This is a genomic window from Micromonospora sp. NPDC047465, from assembly GCF_040643125.1.
Taxonomy (GTDB): domain Bacteria; phylum Actinomycetota; class Actinomycetes; order Mycobacteriales; family Micromonosporaceae; genus Micromonospora.
Window position 1 is genome coordinate 56,361 of record NZ_JBEYTP010000020.1, and the last position, 18,481, is coordinate 74,841.

At 73.3% G+C, this 18,481-nt stretch carries 15 protein-coding genes; 4 read left to right on the forward strand and 11 right to left on the reverse strand.

Annotated features, from left to right (window positions below):
* Positions 1-181: 181 nt before the first annotated feature.
* Positions 182-889 carry an HAD family hydrolase gene (locus tag ABZ793_RS19330; RefSeq protein ID WP_357458920.1) on the reverse strand — a complete coding sequence of 236 codons (708 nt, stop codon included), beginning with the start codon at positions 887-889 and terminating at the stop codon, positions 182-184.
* Between the two features lie 134 nt (positions 890-1,023).
* Positions 1,024-3,729 carry a glucosidase gene (locus tag ABZ793_RS19335; RefSeq protein ID WP_357458923.1) on the reverse strand — a complete coding sequence of 902 codons (2,706 nt, stop codon included), beginning with the start codon at positions 3,727-3,729 and terminating at the stop codon, positions 1,024-1,026.
* A 42-nt stretch (positions 3,730-3,771) separates the two neighbouring features.
* Here ABZ793_RS19335 and ABZ793_RS19340 point away from each other — a divergent pair, with 42 nt between their 5' ends.
* From ABZ793_RS19340 to ABZ793_RS19350, 3 genes are all read left to right on the forward strand, one after another.
* Positions 3,772-5,715, forward strand: coding sequence for an amylo-alpha-1,6-glucosidase (locus ABZ793_RS19340; protein WP_357458925.1), 1,944 nt, complete (start codon positions 3,772-3,774; stop codon positions 5,713-5,715).
* 139 nt (positions 5,716-5,854) lie between these two features.
* A complete protein-coding gene (locus ABZ793_RS19345; RefSeq protein ID WP_357458927.1) occupies positions 5,855-7,186 on the forward strand; it encodes a glycosyltransferase family 4 protein in 1,332 nt (443 codons plus the stop codon).
* 236 nt (positions 7,187-7,422) lie between these two features.
* On the forward strand, positions 7,423-8,232 hold the full coding sequence (locus ABZ793_RS19350) for a metal-dependent hydrolase (protein WP_350711186.1): 810 nt from the start codon (positions 7,423-7,425) through the stop codon (positions 8,230-8,232).
* Positions 8,233-8,247: 15 nt separating this feature from the next.
* Here the strand turns inward: ABZ793_RS19350 and ABZ793_RS19355 are convergent, their stop codons facing one another.
* The 5 genes from ABZ793_RS19355 to ABZ793_RS19375 all read right to left on the reverse strand — a co-directional run bounded on the left by ABZ793_RS19355 (position 8,248) and on the right by ABZ793_RS19375 (position 12,912).
* On the reverse strand, positions 8,248-9,309 hold the full coding sequence (locus ABZ793_RS19355; RefSeq protein ID WP_357458930.1) for a phosphotransferase: 1,062 nt from the start codon (positions 9,307-9,309) through the stop codon (positions 8,248-8,250).
* Positions 9,310-9,320: 11 nt separating this feature from the next.
* Positions 9,321-9,875, reverse strand: coding sequence for a hypothetical protein (locus ABZ793_RS19360; protein WP_357458933.1), 555 nt, complete (start codon positions 9,873-9,875; stop codon positions 9,321-9,323).
* Positions 9,876-10,079: 204 nt separating this feature from the next.
* Complete coding sequence (locus ABZ793_RS19365) at positions 10,080-11,255, reverse strand: zinc-dependent alcohol dehydrogenase (protein WP_357458935.1); 1,176 nt, start codon at positions 11,253-11,255, stop codon at positions 10,080-10,082.
* A gap of 56 nt (positions 11,256-11,311) precedes the next feature.
* Positions 11,312-11,905 (reverse strand): nucleotidyltransferase family protein, encoded by a 594-nt coding sequence (locus ABZ793_RS19370; protein WP_350711214.1) that lies wholly within the window; start codon positions 11,903-11,905, stop codon positions 11,312-11,314.
* A gap of 194 nt (positions 11,906-12,099) precedes the next feature.
* Positions 12,100-12,912 (reverse strand): NAD(P)H-binding protein, encoded by an 813-nt coding sequence (locus ABZ793_RS19375; protein WP_357458938.1) that lies wholly within the window; start codon positions 12,910-12,912, stop codon positions 12,100-12,102.
* Between the two features lie 82 nt (positions 12,913-12,994).
* On the opposite strand from ABZ793_RS19375, the gene ABZ793_RS19380 reads away from it, so the two are divergent.
* Positions 12,995-13,408 carry a helix-turn-helix domain-containing protein gene (locus ABZ793_RS19380; RefSeq protein ID WP_357458941.1) on the forward strand — a complete coding sequence of 138 codons (414 nt, stop codon included), beginning with the start codon at positions 12,995-12,997 and terminating at the stop codon, positions 13,406-13,408.
* Between the two features lie 10 nt (positions 13,409-13,418).
* On the opposite strand, the gene ABZ793_RS19385 is transcribed toward ABZ793_RS19380, so the two are convergent.
* From ABZ793_RS19385 to ngcE, 4 genes are read right to left on the reverse strand one after another with little or no spacing between them, the layout of a single operon-like run.
* Entirely contained in the window at positions 13,419-15,122 is a 1,704-nt protein-coding gene (locus tag ABZ793_RS19385; RefSeq protein ID WP_357458944.1) for a bifunctional 3'-5' exonuclease/DNA polymerase, read from the reverse strand.
* A 54-nt stretch (positions 15,123-15,176) separates the two neighbouring features.
* Positions 15,177-16,106 (reverse strand): carbohydrate ABC transporter permease, encoded by a 930-nt coding sequence (locus ABZ793_RS19390; RefSeq protein ID WP_357458947.1) that lies wholly within the window; start codon positions 16,104-16,106, stop codon positions 15,177-15,179.
* Entirely contained in the window at positions 16,106-17,014 is a 909-nt protein-coding gene (locus ABZ793_RS19395; protein ID WP_357458950.1) for a sugar ABC transporter permease, read from the reverse strand. The genes ABZ793_RS19390 and ABZ793_RS19395 overlap by 1 nt, the downstream gene beginning before the upstream one ends.
* Before the next feature lie 20 nt (positions 17,015-17,034).
* Complete coding sequence (ngcE, locus tag ABZ793_RS19400; RefSeq protein ID WP_357458953.1) at positions 17,035-18,471, reverse strand: N-acetylglucosamine/diacetylchitobiose ABC transporter substrate-binding protein; 1,437 nt, start codon at positions 18,469-18,471, stop codon at positions 17,035-17,037.
* Positions 18,472-18,481: the final 10 nt, after the last annotated feature.

An 18,481-nucleotide genomic window follows, 5' to 3' on the forward strand; every position in this document is an offset into this window, starting at 1 on the left:
TCAGGTTAGGCGTGCGTCTGCGGGCCGGACAAGGACGAACAGGGTCCGAGCGAGCGTGATTGATGTCAAGGTGAAAAAGCGGCATGTCGACGTAACGCGGCCCCGCGGGCCAGCGCTGTTCCCCGTCGAGGCGACCACCGTGCCGCCGCCCTCGCACCGCGGCCCGCGACCAGCGTACGGCTCAGAAGTGGAGCAGCAGTTCGGGGAACGCGGACAGCCGCAGCACGCCCCGGTCGGCCGGGTCCAGCTCGGCGTGCTCCAGCACCCAGGTGTTGTCGTTGGGGATGAACACGGCGTTCATACCGGCGGCGCGGGCGGGCAGGATGTCGGACTTCGGGGAGTTGCCGATCATCCAGGCGACGGCCGGGTCGATGTCGTGCTCCCGGGTCAGCCACCGGTAGGTGTCGACGTCCTTCTCCGGCACGATGTGGGCGGCCCGGAAGTGGTGCAGCAGCCCGGAGGCGTCGAGCTTGCGCTGCTGGTCCTCGGGCTCGCCCTTGGTCAGCAGCAACAGCTCGTGCCGGCCGGCCAGGTCGTCCAGCGCCTCGGCCACCCCCGGCATCAGCTCCACCCGGTGATCGGCCAGCGCCGCCGCCAGCCCCTCGATCTCGCGCCGCTCGGTCTCCGTGGCGGGCCGCTGGCGCAGCCGCTCCAGGCACTCGGCCAGGCTGCGCAGGAAAACCTTGCTGCCGTAGCCGTGCGCGACCGTGTTGGCCCGCTCGATGTCGTCCAGGATGGCGCGGGTCTCGGCGCGGTCGAGCGTGGGGTGGTCCAGCCACTCCAGGAAGTCGTCGATCACCCGCTCGAACAGGATGTTGTTCTCCCAGAGCGTGTCGTCGGCGTCGAAGACGAGCACCTGCCCGCCGCGCCGGCGTGTCGTGTCTGCCATGGCTTTCCTCCCGTTGACGGCCGGCGCCACGGTACTGCCCTCCGCCGGCCCGGTCATCCGGGTTCCGCCTCCCGATGCCCGTCGCCCCGACCGGCGGGCGAGCGGGTGACGGGCGAAGGCCCGGCGGGTGTCGGTCAGCGGCGCAGGGTGAGGATCAGGTCGGCGACCAGCGCCGTCCAGCCGGTCTGGTGCCAGGCGCCCAGGCCCGCCCCGTTGTCGCCGTGGAAGTACTCGGGGAAGCAGATCAGGTCCCGCCAGTCCGGGTGGGTCTGGAAGAGCTGGGCGGCGCCGTAGATCGGCCGCCGGCCCCAGCCGTCGCGGGTGAACAGCGAGATCAGCCGCGCGGAGAGGTCGTCGGCGATCTCGTCGAGCGTCCGCTTCACCCCCGAGCGGGTCGGGTACTCCACCTGCAGGTCGTCGCCGAAGAACGTGGCGTAGTCGCGCAGCGCGCTGATCAGCAGGAAGTTCGTCGGCATCCAGATCGGGCCGCGCCAGTTGGAGTTGCCCCCGAACAGGCCGCTGGTCGACTCGGCCGGCTCGTAGCCGACGCTGAACTCCTGGCCGCCGAGGGTCACCGAGAACGGCTTGTCCAGGTGGGCCCGGGACAGCGTCCGCAGGCCGTACTCGGAGAGGAACTCGTCGGGGTCGAGCATCCGGGCCAGCAGCGGGACGATCTGCTCCGGGCCGACCATGGACAGCAGCCGGTGCTGGCGGCCGTCCGGGCCGAGCCGCCGGGCGCCGACCACGTCGGCGTACTCGGGGCGGTTGGTGAGGAACCAGCGCAGCCGGGCGCCCAGCTCGGGCAGCCGGTGCAGGGTACGCGCGGTGAGCCGGGTGGTCGCCGCGAGCGGCAGCAGCCCCACCACCGAGCGGACCTTCAGCGGCACCTTCGTGCCGTCGGCGAGCCGCAGCACGTCGTAGAAGAACGCGTCCTCGTCGTCCCACAGGCCCTGCTCGTACGCGGCGGCCGCGATGTAGGCGAAGTGCTCGAAGAACTTGGTGGCGGTGTCGACCCAGGTGCGGTCGTGCTCGGCCAGCACGATCGCGATGTCGAGCAGGTTGAGGGCGTACATGGCCATCCAGCCGGTGCCGTCGGACTGCTCCAGCACCCCCGCCACGGGCAGCGCCGCCGAACGGTCGAACGGGCCGACGTTGTCCAGCCCGAGGAAGCCGCCCTCGAAGACGTTGTTGCCGCCGGTGTCCTTGCGGTTGACCCACCAGGTGAAGTTGAGCAGCAGCTTGTGCATCGCCCGGGCCAGGAAGTCGTGGTCCCGGCTGCCGTCGATCTCGAACACCTTGAGCGCCGCCCAGGCGTGCACCGGCGGGTTCACGTCGCCGAACGCCCACTCGTACGCCGGGATCTGCCCGTTGGGGTGCAGGTACCACTCGCGGAGCAGGAGCAGCAGCTGCGCCTTGGCGAAGCCGGGGTCGACCCGCGCGATGCTGACGCAGTGGAAGGCCAGGTCCCAGGCCGCGTACCAGGGGTACTCCCACGGGTCCGGCATGGAGATCACGTCGAAGCTGCTCATGTGCCACCAGGCGCTGTTGCGCCCGTGCCGGCGACCGGGCGGCGGCGCGGACCCCGGATCGCCCTCCAGCCAGCGCTTGACGTCGAAGTGGTAGAACTGCTTGCCCCACATCAGCCCGGCGATCGCCTGCCGGGCGACCAGGGCCTCGTCCGGGGTCGCCGCGGCCGGGATCACGCCGGCGAAGAACCGGTTCGCCTCCGCCCGCCGGGCCCAGACCACCGCGTCGAAGCCGTCGCCGAGGTCCGCCGGCGGGGGCGGGGTGCCGCCCGGCGGCGGGGCGGTACGGGTCAGCCGCAGCCGGATCCGCCGCTGCGCGCCGGCCGGCACGTCCAGCACGTAGTGCAGCGCGCCCTTGGTGCCCTCCCGGGCCGGGTTGACCGTCGCGGCCCCGTCGACGACGTGGTCGTTGATGCCGTCCTTCGGGTAGCGGGACCGGCTGCGCAGCCCCCAGAGCCGCTCGGCGTTGCTGTCGTTGTCGCAGAGCAGCGGCGTGGGCTCGCCGTCGCCCTCCAGCAGCAGCTGGCCGAGCACCCGGTGCTCCCCCACCAGCCGCGACCCCTCGCCGACCAGCCGGGGCACCCGGTCGCAGCCGGGCAGCCCCCACGCCCAGGTGTTGCGGAACCAGAGGGTGGGCAGCACGTGCAGGGTGGCCGCCCGGTCGGACCGGTTGGCGACCGTGACGACGACGCACATGTCCGTCGGGGTCGCCTTGGCGTAGTCGACGGTCACTGCCCAGTACCGGTCGTCGTCGAAGATGCCGGTGTCGACCAGCTCGTACTCGGTGTCGTCCCGGCCGCGCAGGGCGTTGACCGCGACCAGCTCGTCGTACGGGAAGGCGGCCTGCGGGTAGTGGTACCGCCAGCGCATCCACGAGTGGGTGGGCGTGGAGTCCTCGTACCACCAGTACTCCTTGGCGTCCTCCCCGTGGTTGCCGCCGTCGCCGCCGAGGCCGAACATCCGCTCCTTGAGGATCGGGTCCTTGCCGTTCCACAGGGCGAGGGCGAAGCAGAACGTCTGCCGGTCGTCGCAGACGCCGGCCATCCCGTCCTCGCTCCACCGGTAGGCTCGGGACCGCGCGTGGTCGTGCGGGAAGTAGTCCCAGGCCGTACCGTGCTCGCTGTAGTCCTCCCGTACCGTCCCCCACGCCCGTTCGGACAGATAGGGACCCCATGCGCGCCAGTCCTGCTCCCCGGCGTCGGCCTGAGCCAGCCGGAGTCGTTCGGGGTCGGGCGCGCGGTCGTCGGGGGGCGGCACGTCGGTGATCACTCGCACATCTTCGACGCCGCCGGGGGACTTCACCACACGGGCCATTCTCGTCGTGGTCCGTCGCACGCCGCGGCCGGTGGAGGAAAGTTGATCGACGTTCGATTCGGTCCGCAGGTGTGCGGCGACCTGACCGGCGGGGCGACCCGGGAGTGGCTGGTCACCGACGGCCTCGGCGGGTACGCCATGGGCACCGTCAGCGGCCTGCGGACCCGCCGCTACCACGGCCTGCTGGTGGTGGCCGGTGAGACGCCGGCGTCCCGACGGGTGGGACTGGTCAGCCTGGACCCGGCGGTGGTCCTCCCCTCCGGCGCGCGGGTGCGCCTGGGCGCTCACGAGTGGGCCTCCGGCGACGTCGACCCGCGCGGCTTCGAGCTGCTGGAGCGGTTCGACCTGACCGACGGCCTGCCCCGGTGGCGCTGGCGGGTCGGCGACGTGGTGATCGAGCGCGAGCTGGCGATGACGCACGGCCGCCCGTGCGTGGCGGTGGTGCACCGGCTCGTCTCCGGCGGGCCGGTGCGGCTCGAACTGGCGGCGGCCTGCACCTGGCGGGACGCGCACGGCGAGCGCCGCGCCGACGGGCCGGCCCCGCGGGTGGAGCCGGTGCCGGGCGGGGCGGTGGTGGAGGGCGGGTTCCGGCTCGCCGGGCCGGACTGGACGCCGGAGGGCCAGTGGTGGCACGGCGCGCACCACCGCGAGGAGGCGGCGCGCGGCCTGCACCCCGACGAGGACCTCTGGTACGCCGGTCGCTTCTCCGGGGAGCTGAGCGGGCCGGGCGACACGGTGTCGGTGCTCGCCTGCGCCGGCGACCTGGCGCAGGAGCCGCCGCCGGCGATCGAGGTGGTGGCGGCGGCCCGGGCCCGCAACCGGCGGGTCGTGGCGGCGGCGAAGCCGGCGGACCCGGTCGAGGCGACGCTCGCGCTGGCCGCGGACGCCTTCGTGATCCGCACCGGCACCGGGCCGGACGTGGTGGCCGGCTACCCGTGGTTCGGCGCCTGGTCGCGGGACACGATGATCTCCTACGAGGGGCTGTTCCTCTGCACCAACCGGGCCGACGAGGGCCGCGAGCTGCTGCGGGCGTACGCGGCGACGCTGTCGGAGGGGATGCTCGCCAACACCGCCGACACCGGCCGGGTGGAGTACAACACCGTCGACGCGACGCTGTGGTTCCTGCACGCGGTGAGCCGGCACGTCACCGTCACCGGCGACACCGACCTCGGCGACGAACTGCTGCCCGCGTTGCGTGGGGTGGTCGACGCGCACCTGGCCGGCACCCGGTTCGGCATCGCCGTCGACCCGGCCGACGGGCTGGTCACCCAGGGCGGCACCCCGGGCACGGCGCTGACCTGGATGGACGCCCGGGTGTACGGGGTGCCGGTCACGCCGCGTACCGGCAAGCCGGTGGAGGTCAACGCGCTGTGGGTCAACGGGCTGGCCGGCCTCGCCGAGCTGACCGGGCTGGCCGGGCGGGACGCGACCGACCTGTGGCGGCTGCACGAGCGGGCCGTCGCCGCGTTCCGGGACCGGTTCCCCGCCCCGACGGGCTGGCTGCACGACGTGGTGGACGCGCCCGCGCCGGCGTACCCGCTGGGCGGGGCCGCGCACCACGACGACGACCTGCTGCGCCCCAACCAGTTGCTGGCCTGGTCGCTGCCGTACGCCCCGCTGGAGCCCGACGAGCCCACGCTGCGCCGGGTCGCCGGCGGGCTGCTCACCCCGCTGGGCCCGCGCAGCCTCTCCCCCGACTCGCCGGAGTTCGTCGGGCGGCACCGGGGCGGGCCGGCCGAGCGGGACGGCGCCTACCACCAGGGCACCGTGTGGCCCTGGCTGCTCGGCCCGTACGCCGACGCCGCCCGGCGGGCCGAGATGCCGGTTGACGACCTTTTCGTGGGCATCGAAGCTCATCTGACCGAATACGGGCTGGGATCGGTGAGCGAGACGGCCGACGGCCTCCCGCCGCACGGCGCGACCGGCTGCCCGTTCCAGGCGTGGTCGGTCGCCGAGGTGCTGCGCGTGCGCCGCACCCGCCGGTAGCGCTTTACACGACCGCAACGGCGGCGTCTCCGCTGGTTAGCCAGCCGCCAGGAGGATGGGTCCCGATCCGGTCGCGACGCCCGACGGCACCCTCCGCGATGCCGGCACGCGCGCTCGGAGACAACTCGGAGGGGGCCGCATGTCATCTGACGCCGACGTGATCGACATCCACCCCGCCCGGCAGCAACGGGTGCTGATGCTCTCCTGGGAGTACCCGCCCGTGCTCGTGGGCGGGCTCGGCCGGCACGTGCACGCCCTGTCGGTGGCCCTGGCCGCCGCCGGGCACGAGGTCACCGTCGTCACCCGGCACGCCGACGGCGCGCCCCTGGAGGAGTACGCCGACGGCGTCCGCATCCTGCGCGCCGCCGAGGACCCGGTGACCTTCCCGCTGGCCACCTCCTCCCTGCTCGCCTGGACGATGGCGTTCAACCACACCCTCACCCGGGCCGCCCTGCGGGCCACCGAGGCCGGCTCGTACGACGTGGTCCACGCCCACGACTGGCTCGTCGCGCACACCGCCGTCACGCTCGCCGAGCACCTGGACATCCCGCTGGTCAGCACCATCCACGCCACCGAGGCCGGCCGGCACCAGGGCTGGCTGCCGGAGGAGATGAACCGCACCATCCACGGCGTCGAGCACTGGCTGAGCAACGCCTCCGCCCGGGTGATCGCCTGCTCCGGCTACATGCGCGAGCAGGTCGCCACGCTCTTCGACCTGCCGGCCGACCGGATCGACGTGGTGCCCAACGGGGTCGACGACCGGGCCTGGCGGGCGCGCCCCGGGGCGGTCGCCTCGGCCCGCGCCCGGTTCGCCGGGGACGGCCCCCTCGTCGGGTACGCCGGCCGGCTGGTCTACGAGAAGGGCGTGCAGCACCTGGTGCACGCCGTGCCGCACCTGCGCGACCGGCACCCCGGGCTGCGGGTGGTGATCGCGGGCGACGGCCCCTACCGCGCCGAGTTGGAGGAGGAGACCCGCCGGCTCACGCTCGGGCAGACCGTACGCTTCGCCGGCTTCCTGGACTCGACCCAGCTCCCGGCGCTGCTCGGCGCCACCGACGCGACCGTGGTGCCCAGCCTCTACGAGCCCTTCGGGATGGTGGCCCTGGAGGCGGCGGCGGCCGGCGCGCCCCTCGCGGTGGCCCGCACCGGCGGCCTCGCGGAGATCGTCGAGCCGGGCGTGACCGGTGTGACCTTCCCGCACAGCGACCCGGACGCCCTCGCCGGCGCGGTCGACCGGCTCATCGGCGACGAGGTCTTCGCCCGGCGGGTGGCCCGGCGGGCCCGCACCATGGTCGGCCGGCGGTACGGCTGGGCCACCATCGCGGCCCGGACCGCCGGCACGTACGCGACCGCCCGCCGCGAACACGGCCCGGCGCGGGCCCGGCGGGGCGGCGCCCGGCTCGGCGAGCCCCGGCCGAAGATCACCATTCCGGAGGGGAATCTGCTCGCGCTCGACGGTGCCGCCTGCTGAACCGCCCGCGGCCTGCCGAACGGCGTGCGGCACCTCCGCGCGGCACGCCGTCCGGTGGCCGACACAACGGCACCGCCCGCCCGCCGGCACGCGATACTTCCTGGTGGCCCGACAGAGACCGCGCCCCCTCCCCGGCACCAACCTCTGTGGACCGTCCGGGTGATGCCCTGCGCCACCGCGACGAACTACAGTGGCGTAGTTTTGGCGCTCAAGATCCCTGGGGAGGGCGAGCCGAGATGATGGGACCGTCCCACGCGCTGTCCGGCGCGGCGGTGTGGCTGACCGGGTCCTGGGCGCTGGACCACTTCGCCAACTACCACCAGACCCCGCTGGAGCTCGCCGTCGGCACCGCGGTCTGCGCCGGCGGGGCGCTCTTCCCCGACCTCGACCTGTCCGGCAAGGTGACCCGCAACCAGGGCGGGGCCACCGTCGCACGCACCTTCGGCGTGTTCTCGCTCTTCATCGCCGAGGTGATGGAGAAGATCTCGCTCGGGGTCTACTACGCGACCAAGCTCAGCAAGGACCCCCGCCGTAACAACGGCCACCGGACGCTGACCCACACCATCCCGTTCACCCTGCTGGTCGGCTGGGGCACCACCACGCTCTGCGCCGCGTACGGCAAGTGGGCGGTGATCGGCATCCTGTTCTTCATGTTCGGGCTGGCCCTGCGCGGGCTGTTCGACAAGTGGGCGGAGCGGGCCGGCTGGGTCATCGTGACCCTCGCGTCGGCCGGGGCGGCCTGGTTCACCTTCGCCAACCTGCCCGGCGACCGGGGCTACCCGCTGATCGGCACCGCCGTCGGGGTGGGCTGCTTCGTGCACATCCTCGGCGACATGATCACCCGGGCGGGCGTGCCGATCCTGTGGCCGATCCCGATCAAACGTCGGATGTGGACGCCGATCGGCCTGCCGAACAAGATCGCCCTGCGGGCCGGCAGCAAGACCGAGGTGATCGTCGTCCGGGCCGTGCTGACGGCGGTCTCGGTGCTCGCGGCGCTCGGGCTGGTCGCCCCGTCGGTGTTGCAGCGCTTCAACATCGAGGGCTGACCGACCCCCGACCCGTCAGGACAGCGCCTCGGCGGCCCAACGCACCAGCAACTCCAGCACCGGCCGGCGGCCGGCCATCATCTCCGCCTCGTCACGCCCGTCGTACGTCCCGCTGATCGCGGTCCGGCCGAGCCGGCCGAGCATCATCGGCGCCAGCCAGAAGTACTTGGCCGCCCCGGTGAGCCGGACGGCCCGGACGACCACGGCCGGTGCGACGGCGCCGCGCAGCCCCTCGACGTAGCGGTCGACCACCGTGGCGGCCACCTCGTCGAGCAGGGCGACGTCGACCAGCCCGTCGAGGAAGGTGTCGAGTGCCAGGTTCGCCGCGTCCTCGCCGAGCGGCCCCGGCCCGACGCCCGACCAGTCCAGCAGCACCGGTCCGCCGTTGCCGAACACCAGGTTCATTGGCCAGCAGTCGTGGTGGCAGAGCGTGCGGGGCAGCGCGTCGGTGGCCGCCAGCACCTCGTGCCGCCGCTCCCACAGCGCGCGCAGGGCGTCTCGCAGGGGGCGCGGCCAGGCGGCGACGGCGACCGGGTGCTCCCACGGCACCGGGGCGGCCACCGGCCGGGTGAGCGTGTAGTCGCGCAGCCAGTCACGCGCCAGCCAGTCCGGCGCCCGGCCGCCCGGCAGCAGGTCCCGCGCCTCGGGATCGCCCAGCCAGCGGGCGTGTCCTGCGCCGAGCCGGGCGGCAACCTCGCCGAGGTCGGCGGGCGTGCAGGCGATGCCCGGGCGTCCGGTCGCCTCGGCCAGCCACAGCGCCACCGAGCCGTCCGGCCGGTCGTCGACCGCCAGCGGCGCCGGCGCGGCCAGCCCCGCGTCGGCGTACGCGGCGGTGGCCAGGCCGCTGCGGTACGCCTCGACCTCGCGTCGCCAGTAGTTCCAGTGCCCTGGCTCGTCGCTGCCGGCCCAGTGCGCCGGGCCGGGGCGGCCGGGCGGGGTGACCAGCTTCAGCACGGCCGCTTGTCCGTCCCGGCGGGTGCGCCAGATGCCGCCGGTCACCCCGTTGAGCGTGTTGTGGGTGAGCTGCTCGGCCGGCACGCCGGCAGGGACCAGGTCGGCCGGCGGTCGGTCCGGCACGCCGGTCACCGTCAGGGCCGGTCGGCGTGGTCGGCCCGGCGGGCCGCCGGCACCGCGCCCTCGGAGCCGCCGGGCGACGGCTGGGCGGGCACGGTGTCGGACGGGTCGGTGCGGCGCCGGCCGGCGAGGAACCGGGTCGCGGCCGGCGAGCCGTGCACGACGGCGGCGTAGGCCACGACGGGGCAGAGCAGCGCCGCCGTCGTGAGCGGCCAGGCCAGCGCCGCGTCGGCGACGGCCGTCTCCGTGACCGTCGCGACGCCGCCGACGTACAGCCCGACGATCACCGCGGCGACGGCGCAGGCCGCCAGCGTGCGGGCCACCGGCCCGTGGCGGCTCGCGGCGGCGTCGGCGATCACGACGGCCGGCGCCACCGCCAGCGGCACGAGCGCGGCGCCCAGCAGGGCGGCGACCAGCACCCAGAACGGCCCGGCCACCGGACTGCCCAGGGGGGCACCCGTGACCAGCGCCAACACGAACAGCGCCAGGTAGCAGACCGCCGCCTCGACGACGAACACCAGCCAGGCGGTCACCGCCCCGGCGACGTACCGGGCCACCGTGCCGATCATGGAACCTCCCCGGTTGCGGACTCCCCCGGCCCGCGTCGGCGGGCGCGGCGCCGCGCCCGCCGACGCTATCGGAAGGACCGCCCGTCGTGCGTCCCCACGTCGCGGCCCCACCTGACGCGGGGCACGTCGCCGACGGGCAGGAGCGACGTCACGCCCGGCGCTCGGATGGGCGGCGGTGCAGCCGGCCCGCTTCGGGGGTCGCGGTCACCCGGCCGGCTCGAAGACGACCCGTACGCAGCCGTCGAGCCTGTTCCTGAACAGGTGGTAGCCCTGCGGGGCGTCGGCGAGCGGCATGGTGTGGGTCGCGAGGTGTTCGGTGACGAGCTCGCCGCGGGCCATGCGCTCCAGCAGCATCGGAATGTAGCGCTGTCCGTGCTGCTGGGCGCCGCGCAGGGTGAGGCCCTTGTTCGTCACGGCCCCGAGCGGGAACTTGTCGACCGGGCCGGCGTAGCCGCCGAGGAGGAACACGCTTCCGCCCTTGCGGCAGTGGTGGATCGCCTCGCGGGCGGCGACGGGACGCTCCGGTTCGAGGCGCAGCTGCTGCTTGACCTGGTCGAACAGGAACTGCGGGCCGCTGCTGCGGGCCTGCGTGCCGACGGCCTCGATGCACACGTCGGGTCCGCGTCCGCCGCTGCGTTCCCGCAGTTCACCGCCGACGTCCTGGGTCTGGTGGTTGAGCGTCTCCACTCCCAGGTGGTCCCGCGCCATCCGCAACCGGTACTCCATCCGGTCGATCACGACGACGCGCTCCGCGCCGAGCAGGAGGGCTGCGCGGGCCGCCAGCTGTCCGACCGCGCCCGCGCCCCAGACGGCGACCACGTCGCCGGCCCTGACGCCACCGAGGTCGGCGCCCATCCAACCCGTCGGGGCGGCATCGGACGCGAACACGGCCCGCTCGTCGCTGACGCCGTCCGGGACCGTGAAGGCCCCGTGGTCGGCGTAGGGGACGCGGACGTACTCAGCGTGGCTGCCCGCGAAACCGCCCAGGGCGTGCGAGTAGCCGTAGCACCCGCCCGGCGCGAAGCCCCACCCGCCCTCGGTGACGGCCGGGTTGGTGTTGCCGTTGTCGCACAGCGAGAACTGCTGTTGCCGGCAGTACCAGCAGCGCCCGCAGGCGACGAAGGAGCAGACCACCACGCGGTCGCCCACCCTGTGCTCGCGCACCTGCGGGCCGACCTCGACCACCTCGCCGAGAAACTCGTGGCCCAGCACGTCACCGTGCTCCATGAACGGGACGTAGCCGTCCAGCAGGTGCAGGTCCGAGCCGCAGGTGGCCGTCTTCCGTACCTGGACGATCATGTCCTGTTCGTTGCGCAGCTGCGGATCCGGCACCCGCGTCACGGCAAGCTCGTTGCTGCCCTGCCACACCAACGCCTTCACGGTCGCCCCTTCCGGCGCTGACCAGGCACAGTCACCGACGCCGGTGGGCGGGGCATCTAGACGCCGACCCGCTGGGGCGGGACCGTCAGCCCGTAGAGCGCCATCAGCTCGGGGCTGTCGACCCGGCTGCCGTCGGCGACCGAGTCGCAGGAGATGTCGACGATCTGGTCCTTGTGGGCCAGCAGGTAGGGCCGGGCGCCGACGTCCGCGCTGGCCAGGGTGGCGATGCCGGACCAGTGCCGGCGCCCGAACAGCATCGGGTAGCCGCGCAGCCCGGCGTACGTGGCGCAGACCAGCACGTCGGGGTACGGCAGCGCGGTCACCCGGCGGACGGCGGCGGCGGTGAGGCCGGGCATGTCGACCGGGACGACCACGACCGCCTCGATCCCCTCGTCGTCGAGCGCGGCCAGGCCGGCCCGGATGGACGAGCCCACGCCGGTGCCCCACGCCCGGTTGATCACCACCGTGGCCCGGCTCAGGTCGGCCGTCTCGCGGACCTGGTCGGCCGCCGCGCCCAGCACGACCACGATCTGCTCGCAGCCCGCCTCGGTCATCGTGTCGATCATCTGGTCCACCAGCGGCTTCTCCCCGTGGTGCAGCAGGGCCTCCGGGCCACCGATGCGGCGTCCCCCGCCCGCGGCGATGATCATTCCTGCGATCCGGTTCAGCTGGGCCCCCTCCACCATGGAGCGGACCGTGCCGCGAGGCACGGCCCGCTCCGTCGTACGGACATCGGGAGCAACGAGGACGAGGCGAGCCGGGTAGCGGGGCGAAAGGGGAAAATAGTGCAACTGTTACCAACCGGCAACCCTGCCGAATCGCCCGCCACGGACTGTGCGACCGGTCAGGACGACGCCCTCGCCGCGGCAACCGCGACCGGCATCGGGTCACGGGGTGGACGCGGAAGCAGGCGGGCAAGGTCGCCGTGGGTCTCGGCGAGGAACCCGCCCGCCGTGGCCGAGTAGATCGACATCAGCATCGCCGGCTGGAAGGGCAGCAGGCCCGGGCCCGCCAGCGCGGCACGACGCTCGCCCAGCGACACCGGACGGTAGGGCACCTCCAGCGCGGCGGCGAGACCGGCCGCCGTGAGCGCGACGGGCCCCGCCAGCTCGTACGTACGGTGGCGGTGCGCGGCGGGGTCGGCGGCCACCCGCACGGCCGCGTCGGCCAGGTCCTGCCGGGCCACCGCCGCCAGCGCGCCCGCGCCGAACGGGGCGGTCACCGCGCCGCCGTCGGGGGCGGCCAACTGGCCGAACAGCTCCGCGTAGAGCCCGTTGCGCAGGATCGTCCAGCCCAGCCGGCTCTCCCGCAGGCGGCGCTCCGTCCACCGGTGCGCCAACGCGAACGCCAGATGGTCGCCGGCCCCGACCAAGCTCGTGTAGACCACGTGTTCCACCCCGTGCCGCTCCGCCGCCGCGATCACCCGCTCGTGGCGGGCGATGACCACGTCGTCCTCGCTGTAGCCGGCGGAGACCAGCACCAGGACGCGTACGCCCGCGAGGTCCGGCCCCGCCGGGTCGTCGAAGTCCACGTGCCGCCCGGCGTCGGCGAAGCGGCCGGGGGTACGGGTGCCGGCGAGCGGGGCCAGGCCCCGCTCGGCCAGACCGGCGTGGATGAGGGAGCCCAGGTGCCCGGAGGCACCGGTGACCAGCAGCATGAGGTGAGCCTTCCGCGTGGTACTGAATCGGAACTAACCTCATCGTCGGGAACCACGGAACCGGGCACAAGGAGGCACTTCCATGTCGGCAGGGCACACGGCGGTAACCGACGCGCTGGCACCGTGCGGGCTGCCCGAGCACCCGGACTGCGGAATCCGCGACGTGCTCGACCGCATCGGCGACAAGTGGTCGGTGCTCGCGATCGTCGAACTCTCCTCCGGCGTCCGGCGGTTCCGGGAGCTGCAGCGGGGCATCCACGGCATCTCCCAACGGATGCTCACCCTGACCCTGCGCCGCCTGGAACGCGACGGCCTGGTGCTGCGCACCGCGTACCCGACCGTCCCGGTGACCGTGACCTACGAGCTGACCGCGCGCGGCCGAAGCCTGACCCACCTCGTCCGGCAGCTGGCCGACTGGTCGCTGGCGCACAAGGACGCGATCGCCGAGTCCCGTCGGGCGTGGGATGCCGCCAACCCCGGATCCGCCGTCTCCTGATCGGGCCCCGTCACGCGGCGTCCGCGTAGCAGTCGACGACGGACAGGTCCAGCGGGAAGCGGACCGGGGTGTCGCCGAAGAGCAGGGCGGCGGCCCGCTCGCCGGCGCGGGTGACCGCCTCGGCGACCGCGCCGGTCTGCTCTGCCGGACAGTGCACGATCACCTCGTCGTGCTGGAAGAAGACCAGCTCGGCGCGGGTGCCGGCGAGCCCGCCGCGCAGCGTCGCCAGCAGGGTCGAGGCCCACTCGGCGGCGGTGGCCTGGATGACGAAGTTGCGGGTGAACCGCCCCCGGGACCGGGCCGCCCGGGCGCGCGGCGACTGCGGGTCGCCGCCGGCGTCGGGGTCGGCCTCCTCGCCGTCGCCGAACCCGGCCGTGCCGGGCGGGCAGGTGCGCCCCAGCCAGGAACGCACGAGCCCGCCGGCCTCGCCGGTGCGGGCGGCCGCCTCGACGTAGCCGAAGGCGGTCGGGTAGTTGCGCCGCAGCACCGCCAGCGCCGGCACCGCCGACCCGCCGGTCTGTCCGTACATGGCCCCGAGCAGGGCCACCTTGGCGCGGGCCCGGTCACCGGCGAAGGCGTCCTGGGCGAGGGCGGCGTAGAGGTCGCCGGCGCCGCCGGCCGCGGCGAGCCGGGCGTCGCCCGAGACCGCGGCGAGCACCCTCGGCTCCAACTGGCCCGCGTCGGCGACCACGAACCGCCAGCCCGGGTCGGCGACCACCGCCCGCCGGATCACCTTGGGGATCTGCAACGCGCCCCCGCCCCGGGTGGCCCACCGGCCGGAGACCACCCCGCCCGGGACGTACTCCGGCTGGAACCGCCCGTCGCGCACCCAGGCGTCGCGCCAGGCCCAGCCGTGCGCCGTCCAGATCCGGTACAGCTCCTTGTATTCCAGGACCAGCGGCACCGCCGGGTGGTCCACCCCGCGCAGCACCCAGGCGCGGGTGTTGGGCAGTTCCACGCCGGCCCGGGCGAACGCCCGCAACAGCTCCGCCGGGGAGTCGGCGTGCAGTTGGCGTACGCCGAACGCGTCGGCGATCCGGGCGGCCAGCTCGGCCAGCCGGCGGGGCGGGCCGCCGACCGGGGACGGCTCGCCGAGCAGCTCGGCGAGGATCTCGTCGTGCACCTCGGCCCGCCAGGGCAACCCGGCGGCGCCCATCTCCACGGCGATCAGCGCGCCGGCCGACTCGGCGGCGACCAGCAGCCGGAACCGGCCGGGGTGCTCGGTCGCGGCGATCCGGGCGAGCTGGTCGGCGTACACCCGGGTCAGCGCCTCGATGCCCGGGCCCGGCGGGCCGGGCAGGGCGTCGAAGAGCGCGCCCTGGCCGTGGCCGGGCGGCGCGGCCGGTCGCGGCGGCGGATCGGCCGGCACCGGCGCGCCGGTGAGCCGCGCCCAGGCCGCGGCGAGCGCGCGGGGCTCGCCCCAGCGGCCGGCGTGGCCGAGCAACAGGGCCTCGGTCAGCTCCACGTCGTGGCAGCGCTCCACCCGCACCCCGGCGCGCAGCAGCGCAGGGTAGACCGTGGCACCGGACGCCCACACCCAGCGTGGCCGGTCGGCGGCCTCGCGGACCGCGACCGCGCCGGCCAGGTCGGCGACCGGCTGCACCGGGCCGGCGGGATGGCCGGCGGCGTCGAGGGGCTGCACCGCTCCCCCGCCCCGCTCGTCCGAGACCACCGCCACCAGCACGGACGTGATTCTGCCTCGCCCGTGTGACACCCCGGCCACGAGCCGCCGCCCGGCACGGAGCACGGCCGGGCCGGCCGGGTCAGGTCACTTCACGGCGCCGGAGGTGAGGCCGGACTGGATCTGCCGCTGGAAGATCGCGTAGACGACGATCATGGGGAGGATGGCGATGGTCAGGGCGGCGAAGAGGCCGGACCAGTCGGCCTCGTAGCCGGCGTTGACCGAGATGTCCGCGATGCCCTGGGTGAGCACCCACTTGTCCTTGGCGTTGGAGAGCAGCACGAGCGGCAACTGGTACTGCGCCCACTGGCCGATGATGTTGAAGATCCCCACGCTGATCAGGCCCGGCTTGGCCATCGGCAGCATCACCTGGAAGAACAGCCGGGTGTGCGAGCAGCCGTCGATCATCCCCGCCTCGGCGACCGACGCCGGCAGCGTCTTGAAGAACGCGGCCAGGAAGAAGACCGTGAACGGCAGCGAGTAGGCGATGTAGACCAGCACCAGCCCGGTGTGGGTGTCCAGCAGCCCCAGGTTCTTCACCACGAAGAAGAGCGGCACCAGGGCCAGGAAGACCGGGAAGGCCAGCCCCGAGACGAACAGGTAGTAGATCGCCCGGTTGCCCCAGAACTTGTAGCGCGCCAGCACGTACGCGGCCATCGAACCGAACAGCATGGTGCCGAAGGTGCTGCACGTCACCACGATCACGCTGTTGAGGAAGTAGCGGCCGACGTTCGCCTTGTTCCACGCCCGGGCGTAGTTCTCGAACCGCAGCTCCGCCGGGAGCGTCCACGGGCTGCTGAAGATCTCCGTGGTGTTCTTGAACGAGGCGAGGAAGGTCCAGAGGATCGGCACGATCACGATCACCGCCCAGACCGCGAGCGCCACGTGCCCGAGGCCGGCGAACAGCCGGGCCTCCGAACCTCGGCCCCCGCGCCCGCGCCCACCCGCGGCGCCCGGCTTGACGGTCTTCGGCGGTAGCGCCGCCGGTGTCGGCGGCAGCGTCGTCTGCGGGTTCATCAGTACTCCACGCTTTCCCGCTTGGTCAGCCGCAGCGTCAACGCCGCGAACGTGATGGTGAGGAAGAACAGCGCCACGCCCATGGCCGAGGCGTAGCCGTACTTCGAGTAGACGAAGGCGTTGCGGTAGATCTCCATGGCCAGCACGGTGGTCGCGCCGTCCGGGCCGCCGCCGTCCACCGAGAGCACGGAGACGATGGCGAACGCGTCGAAGGCGGCGATGCCCAGGTAGACCCAGGCCACCTGGAGGGTGTCCCAGAGCAGCGGCAGGGTGACCCGGAAGAAGAGCGTCACCCGGCTCGCCCCGTCGATCTCGGCGGCCTCGTAGATCTCGCCGGGGATGGAGGCCATGCCCGCCGAGAAGAGCACCACGTAGAAGCCGACCGCCTGCCAGACCAGCACCGCGAGGATCGACCAGAGGGCCAGGTTCGGCCGGACCAGGAAGAGCACCGGGTCGAAGCCGAGCTTCATCAGCACGCCGTTGATCAGGCCGGACTCGTTGGGCCGGTAGACCGTCTGGAACAGCACCGCGATGATGGCCACCGCCAGGACCTGGGGGAAGAAGAACACCACCCGGTAGAACTTCGACCCCCAGACCCCCTGGCGCTGCCCGCCGCTGCTCTTGCCGCCCACGTTGAGCAGGAACGAGAAGAACAGCGCGATGGCGATGGTGATCAGCGGCAGGGCAAGCAGCAGTACGCCGTGGTGCTGGACCGCCTTCCAGAAGTTGTCGTCGTCGAACAACCTCCGGAAGTTGTCGAAGCCCACCCACTGCGGGGCGGAGAGCCCCCGCCAGTTGGTCATCGAGATCTGGAACGCCTGCGCGTACGGCGCGATGACGAAGACCACGTACAGCGCGACCGGGACGAAGAGGAACCCGATCACGAACGGATACTTGCCGTGCCGCATGACCCCTACGCTCCGTTCGATCAGCGCTTGAACTTGGTGACGGAGCTGTCCTTCTTGATTGCGTCGGCGCGCTTCTGGATCCGCTCCACGAAGGCGTCCGCCTTGATCCGGCCGAACATCAGCTCGTTGGTGGCCGTGCGCGCCTCCGTGTCGAGCTCCTTGTACCAACCGTCGAAGTACAGGTTGAACACGTCCTGGCCGGCGGCCTTGAGCGCGGCCTGCGAGCTGGCCACACCCGGCGGGAAGGCGTAGCCCTCCGAGCCCGCGGTCACCACCGTCGGAGCCTTGACCACCTCGGTGAAGCCCTTCGCGCCGGCCACCGAGAGCATCTGGCGCATGTACTCCAGGCCGCCCTTGGGGTTCTTGCTCTTGGCCGAGACGAAGTAGCCCTCACCTGCGGTCGCCCGCAGCGCCGTCGCCGGCAGCTTGTCCGAGGCGGACAGGCTCGGCACCGGCATCAGCTGGTACTCGAAGCCGTTCGGGGTGTCCTTCTTCTGCTCGCCCTCCAGCCAGTCGCCGCTGGGGTAGAGCGCCAGCTTGTACTGGTTCTGCCGCAGCTGCACGTCGGTGTGCTTGAGCCCCTCGAAGCTCTTGTCGACGTACTTGGCGCCGATCTCGGCCCACGCCTCGGCGGCCTGCTTGACCGCGTCCTGCTGCCAGGCGCCGTCCTCCAGGTTGTCGATGTTCTTCAGCACGTCCGTGCCGCCGATCTTCGCCGCGTGGGTGAGGATCACGTTCCACTGGTAGTAGGCAGCGTTCGCGCCGGCGTAGCCGTACGGCGTGATGCCCTTGGCCTTGATCTGGTCGAGCAGCGCGGTGAACTCACCCCAGTTCTTCGCCGGGGCCCAGCCGTTGTCCTTGAACAGCTTGCCGGAGTACCAGATGCCGAAGACGGTGGAGACGTAGTACAGGACGTACGGCTTGCCGTTGAACGACCCGGCCTCGACGGTGCCCGGCACCACCGTGTCGCGGACCTTCTTGTTGGGGTCGTCGACCGACGGGGCGTCCCACAGCTCGGTGAGGTCCTGGAGCTGGCCGTCGGCGACCAGGGCCCCGAAGTCCATCAGCTTCTCGCCGGAGTTGTTCACGAACTCCGGCGGGTTGCCCGAGGCGAACCTCGGCTGGAGCACCGTGGACACGGCCTGGGTCGACTGGTGCTTGACCTCGGCCTTCGGGAACGCCTTCTTGTAGAGCGGCTGGTGCACGTCGGTGGCGTACTTCTCGCCGTAGCCGCCGTTGAAGATGACCACCTCGATCGGGGCGTCCTCGGGGACGCCGAGCGGGTTGGTGGCGCTCTTGGTGCCGCCGGCGACCTGCTCGTTCTTCTCGTCGCCACCACTGGTCGCGCAGGCGCTCAGCAGGCCGGCCGCCGGGGTGGCGAGCAGGCCCACCGCGGCGGCCCGGCGCAGCACGGTCCGGCGGCTCAGGTCGGCCGGGTTGTCGGGGGTAATCGACATCGTCGTCTCT

Coding starts and splice junctions, on each gene's coding strand:
- ABZ793_RS19330 (WP_357458920.1), bottom strand. CDS start 889: ATGGCAGACACGACACGCCGGCGCGGCGGGCAGGTGCTCGTCTTCGAC.
- ABZ793_RS19335 (WP_357458923.1), bottom strand. CDS start 3,729: ATGGCCCGTGTGGTGAAGTCCCCCGGCGGCGTCGAAGATGTGCGAGTG.
- ABZ793_RS19345 (WP_357458927.1), top strand. CDS start 5,855: ATGTCATCTGACGCCGACGTGATCGACATCCACCCCGCCCGGCAGCAA.
- ABZ793_RS19350 (WP_350711186.1), top strand. CDS start 7,423: ATGATGGGACCGTCCCACGCGCTGTCCGGCGCGGCGGTGTGGCTGACC.
- ABZ793_RS19360 (WP_357458933.1), bottom strand. CDS start 9,875: ATGATCGGCACGGTGGCCCGGTACGTCGCCGGGGCGGTGACCGCCTGG.
- ABZ793_RS19370 (WP_350711214.1), bottom strand. CDS start 11,905: ATGATCATCGCCGCGGGCGGGGGACGCCGCATCGGTGGCCCGGAGGCC.
- ABZ793_RS19375 (WP_357458938.1), bottom strand. CDS start 12,912: ATGCTGCTGGTCACCGGTGCCTCCGGGCACCTGGGCTCCCTCATCCAC.
- ABZ793_RS19380 (WP_357458941.1), top strand. CDS start 12,995: ATGTCGGCAGGGCACACGGCGGTAACCGACGCGCTGGCACCGTGCGGG.
- ABZ793_RS19390 (WP_357458947.1), bottom strand. CDS start 16,106: ATGAACCCGCAGACGACGCTGCCGCCGACACCGGCGGCGCTACCGCCG.
- ABZ793_RS19395 (WP_357458950.1), bottom strand. CDS start 17,014: ATGCGGCACGGCAAGTATCCGTTCGTGATCGGGTTCCTCTTCGTCCCG.
- ngcE (WP_357458953.1), bottom strand. CDS start 18,471: ATGTCGATTACCCCCGACAACCCGGCCGACCTGAGCCGCCGGACCGTG.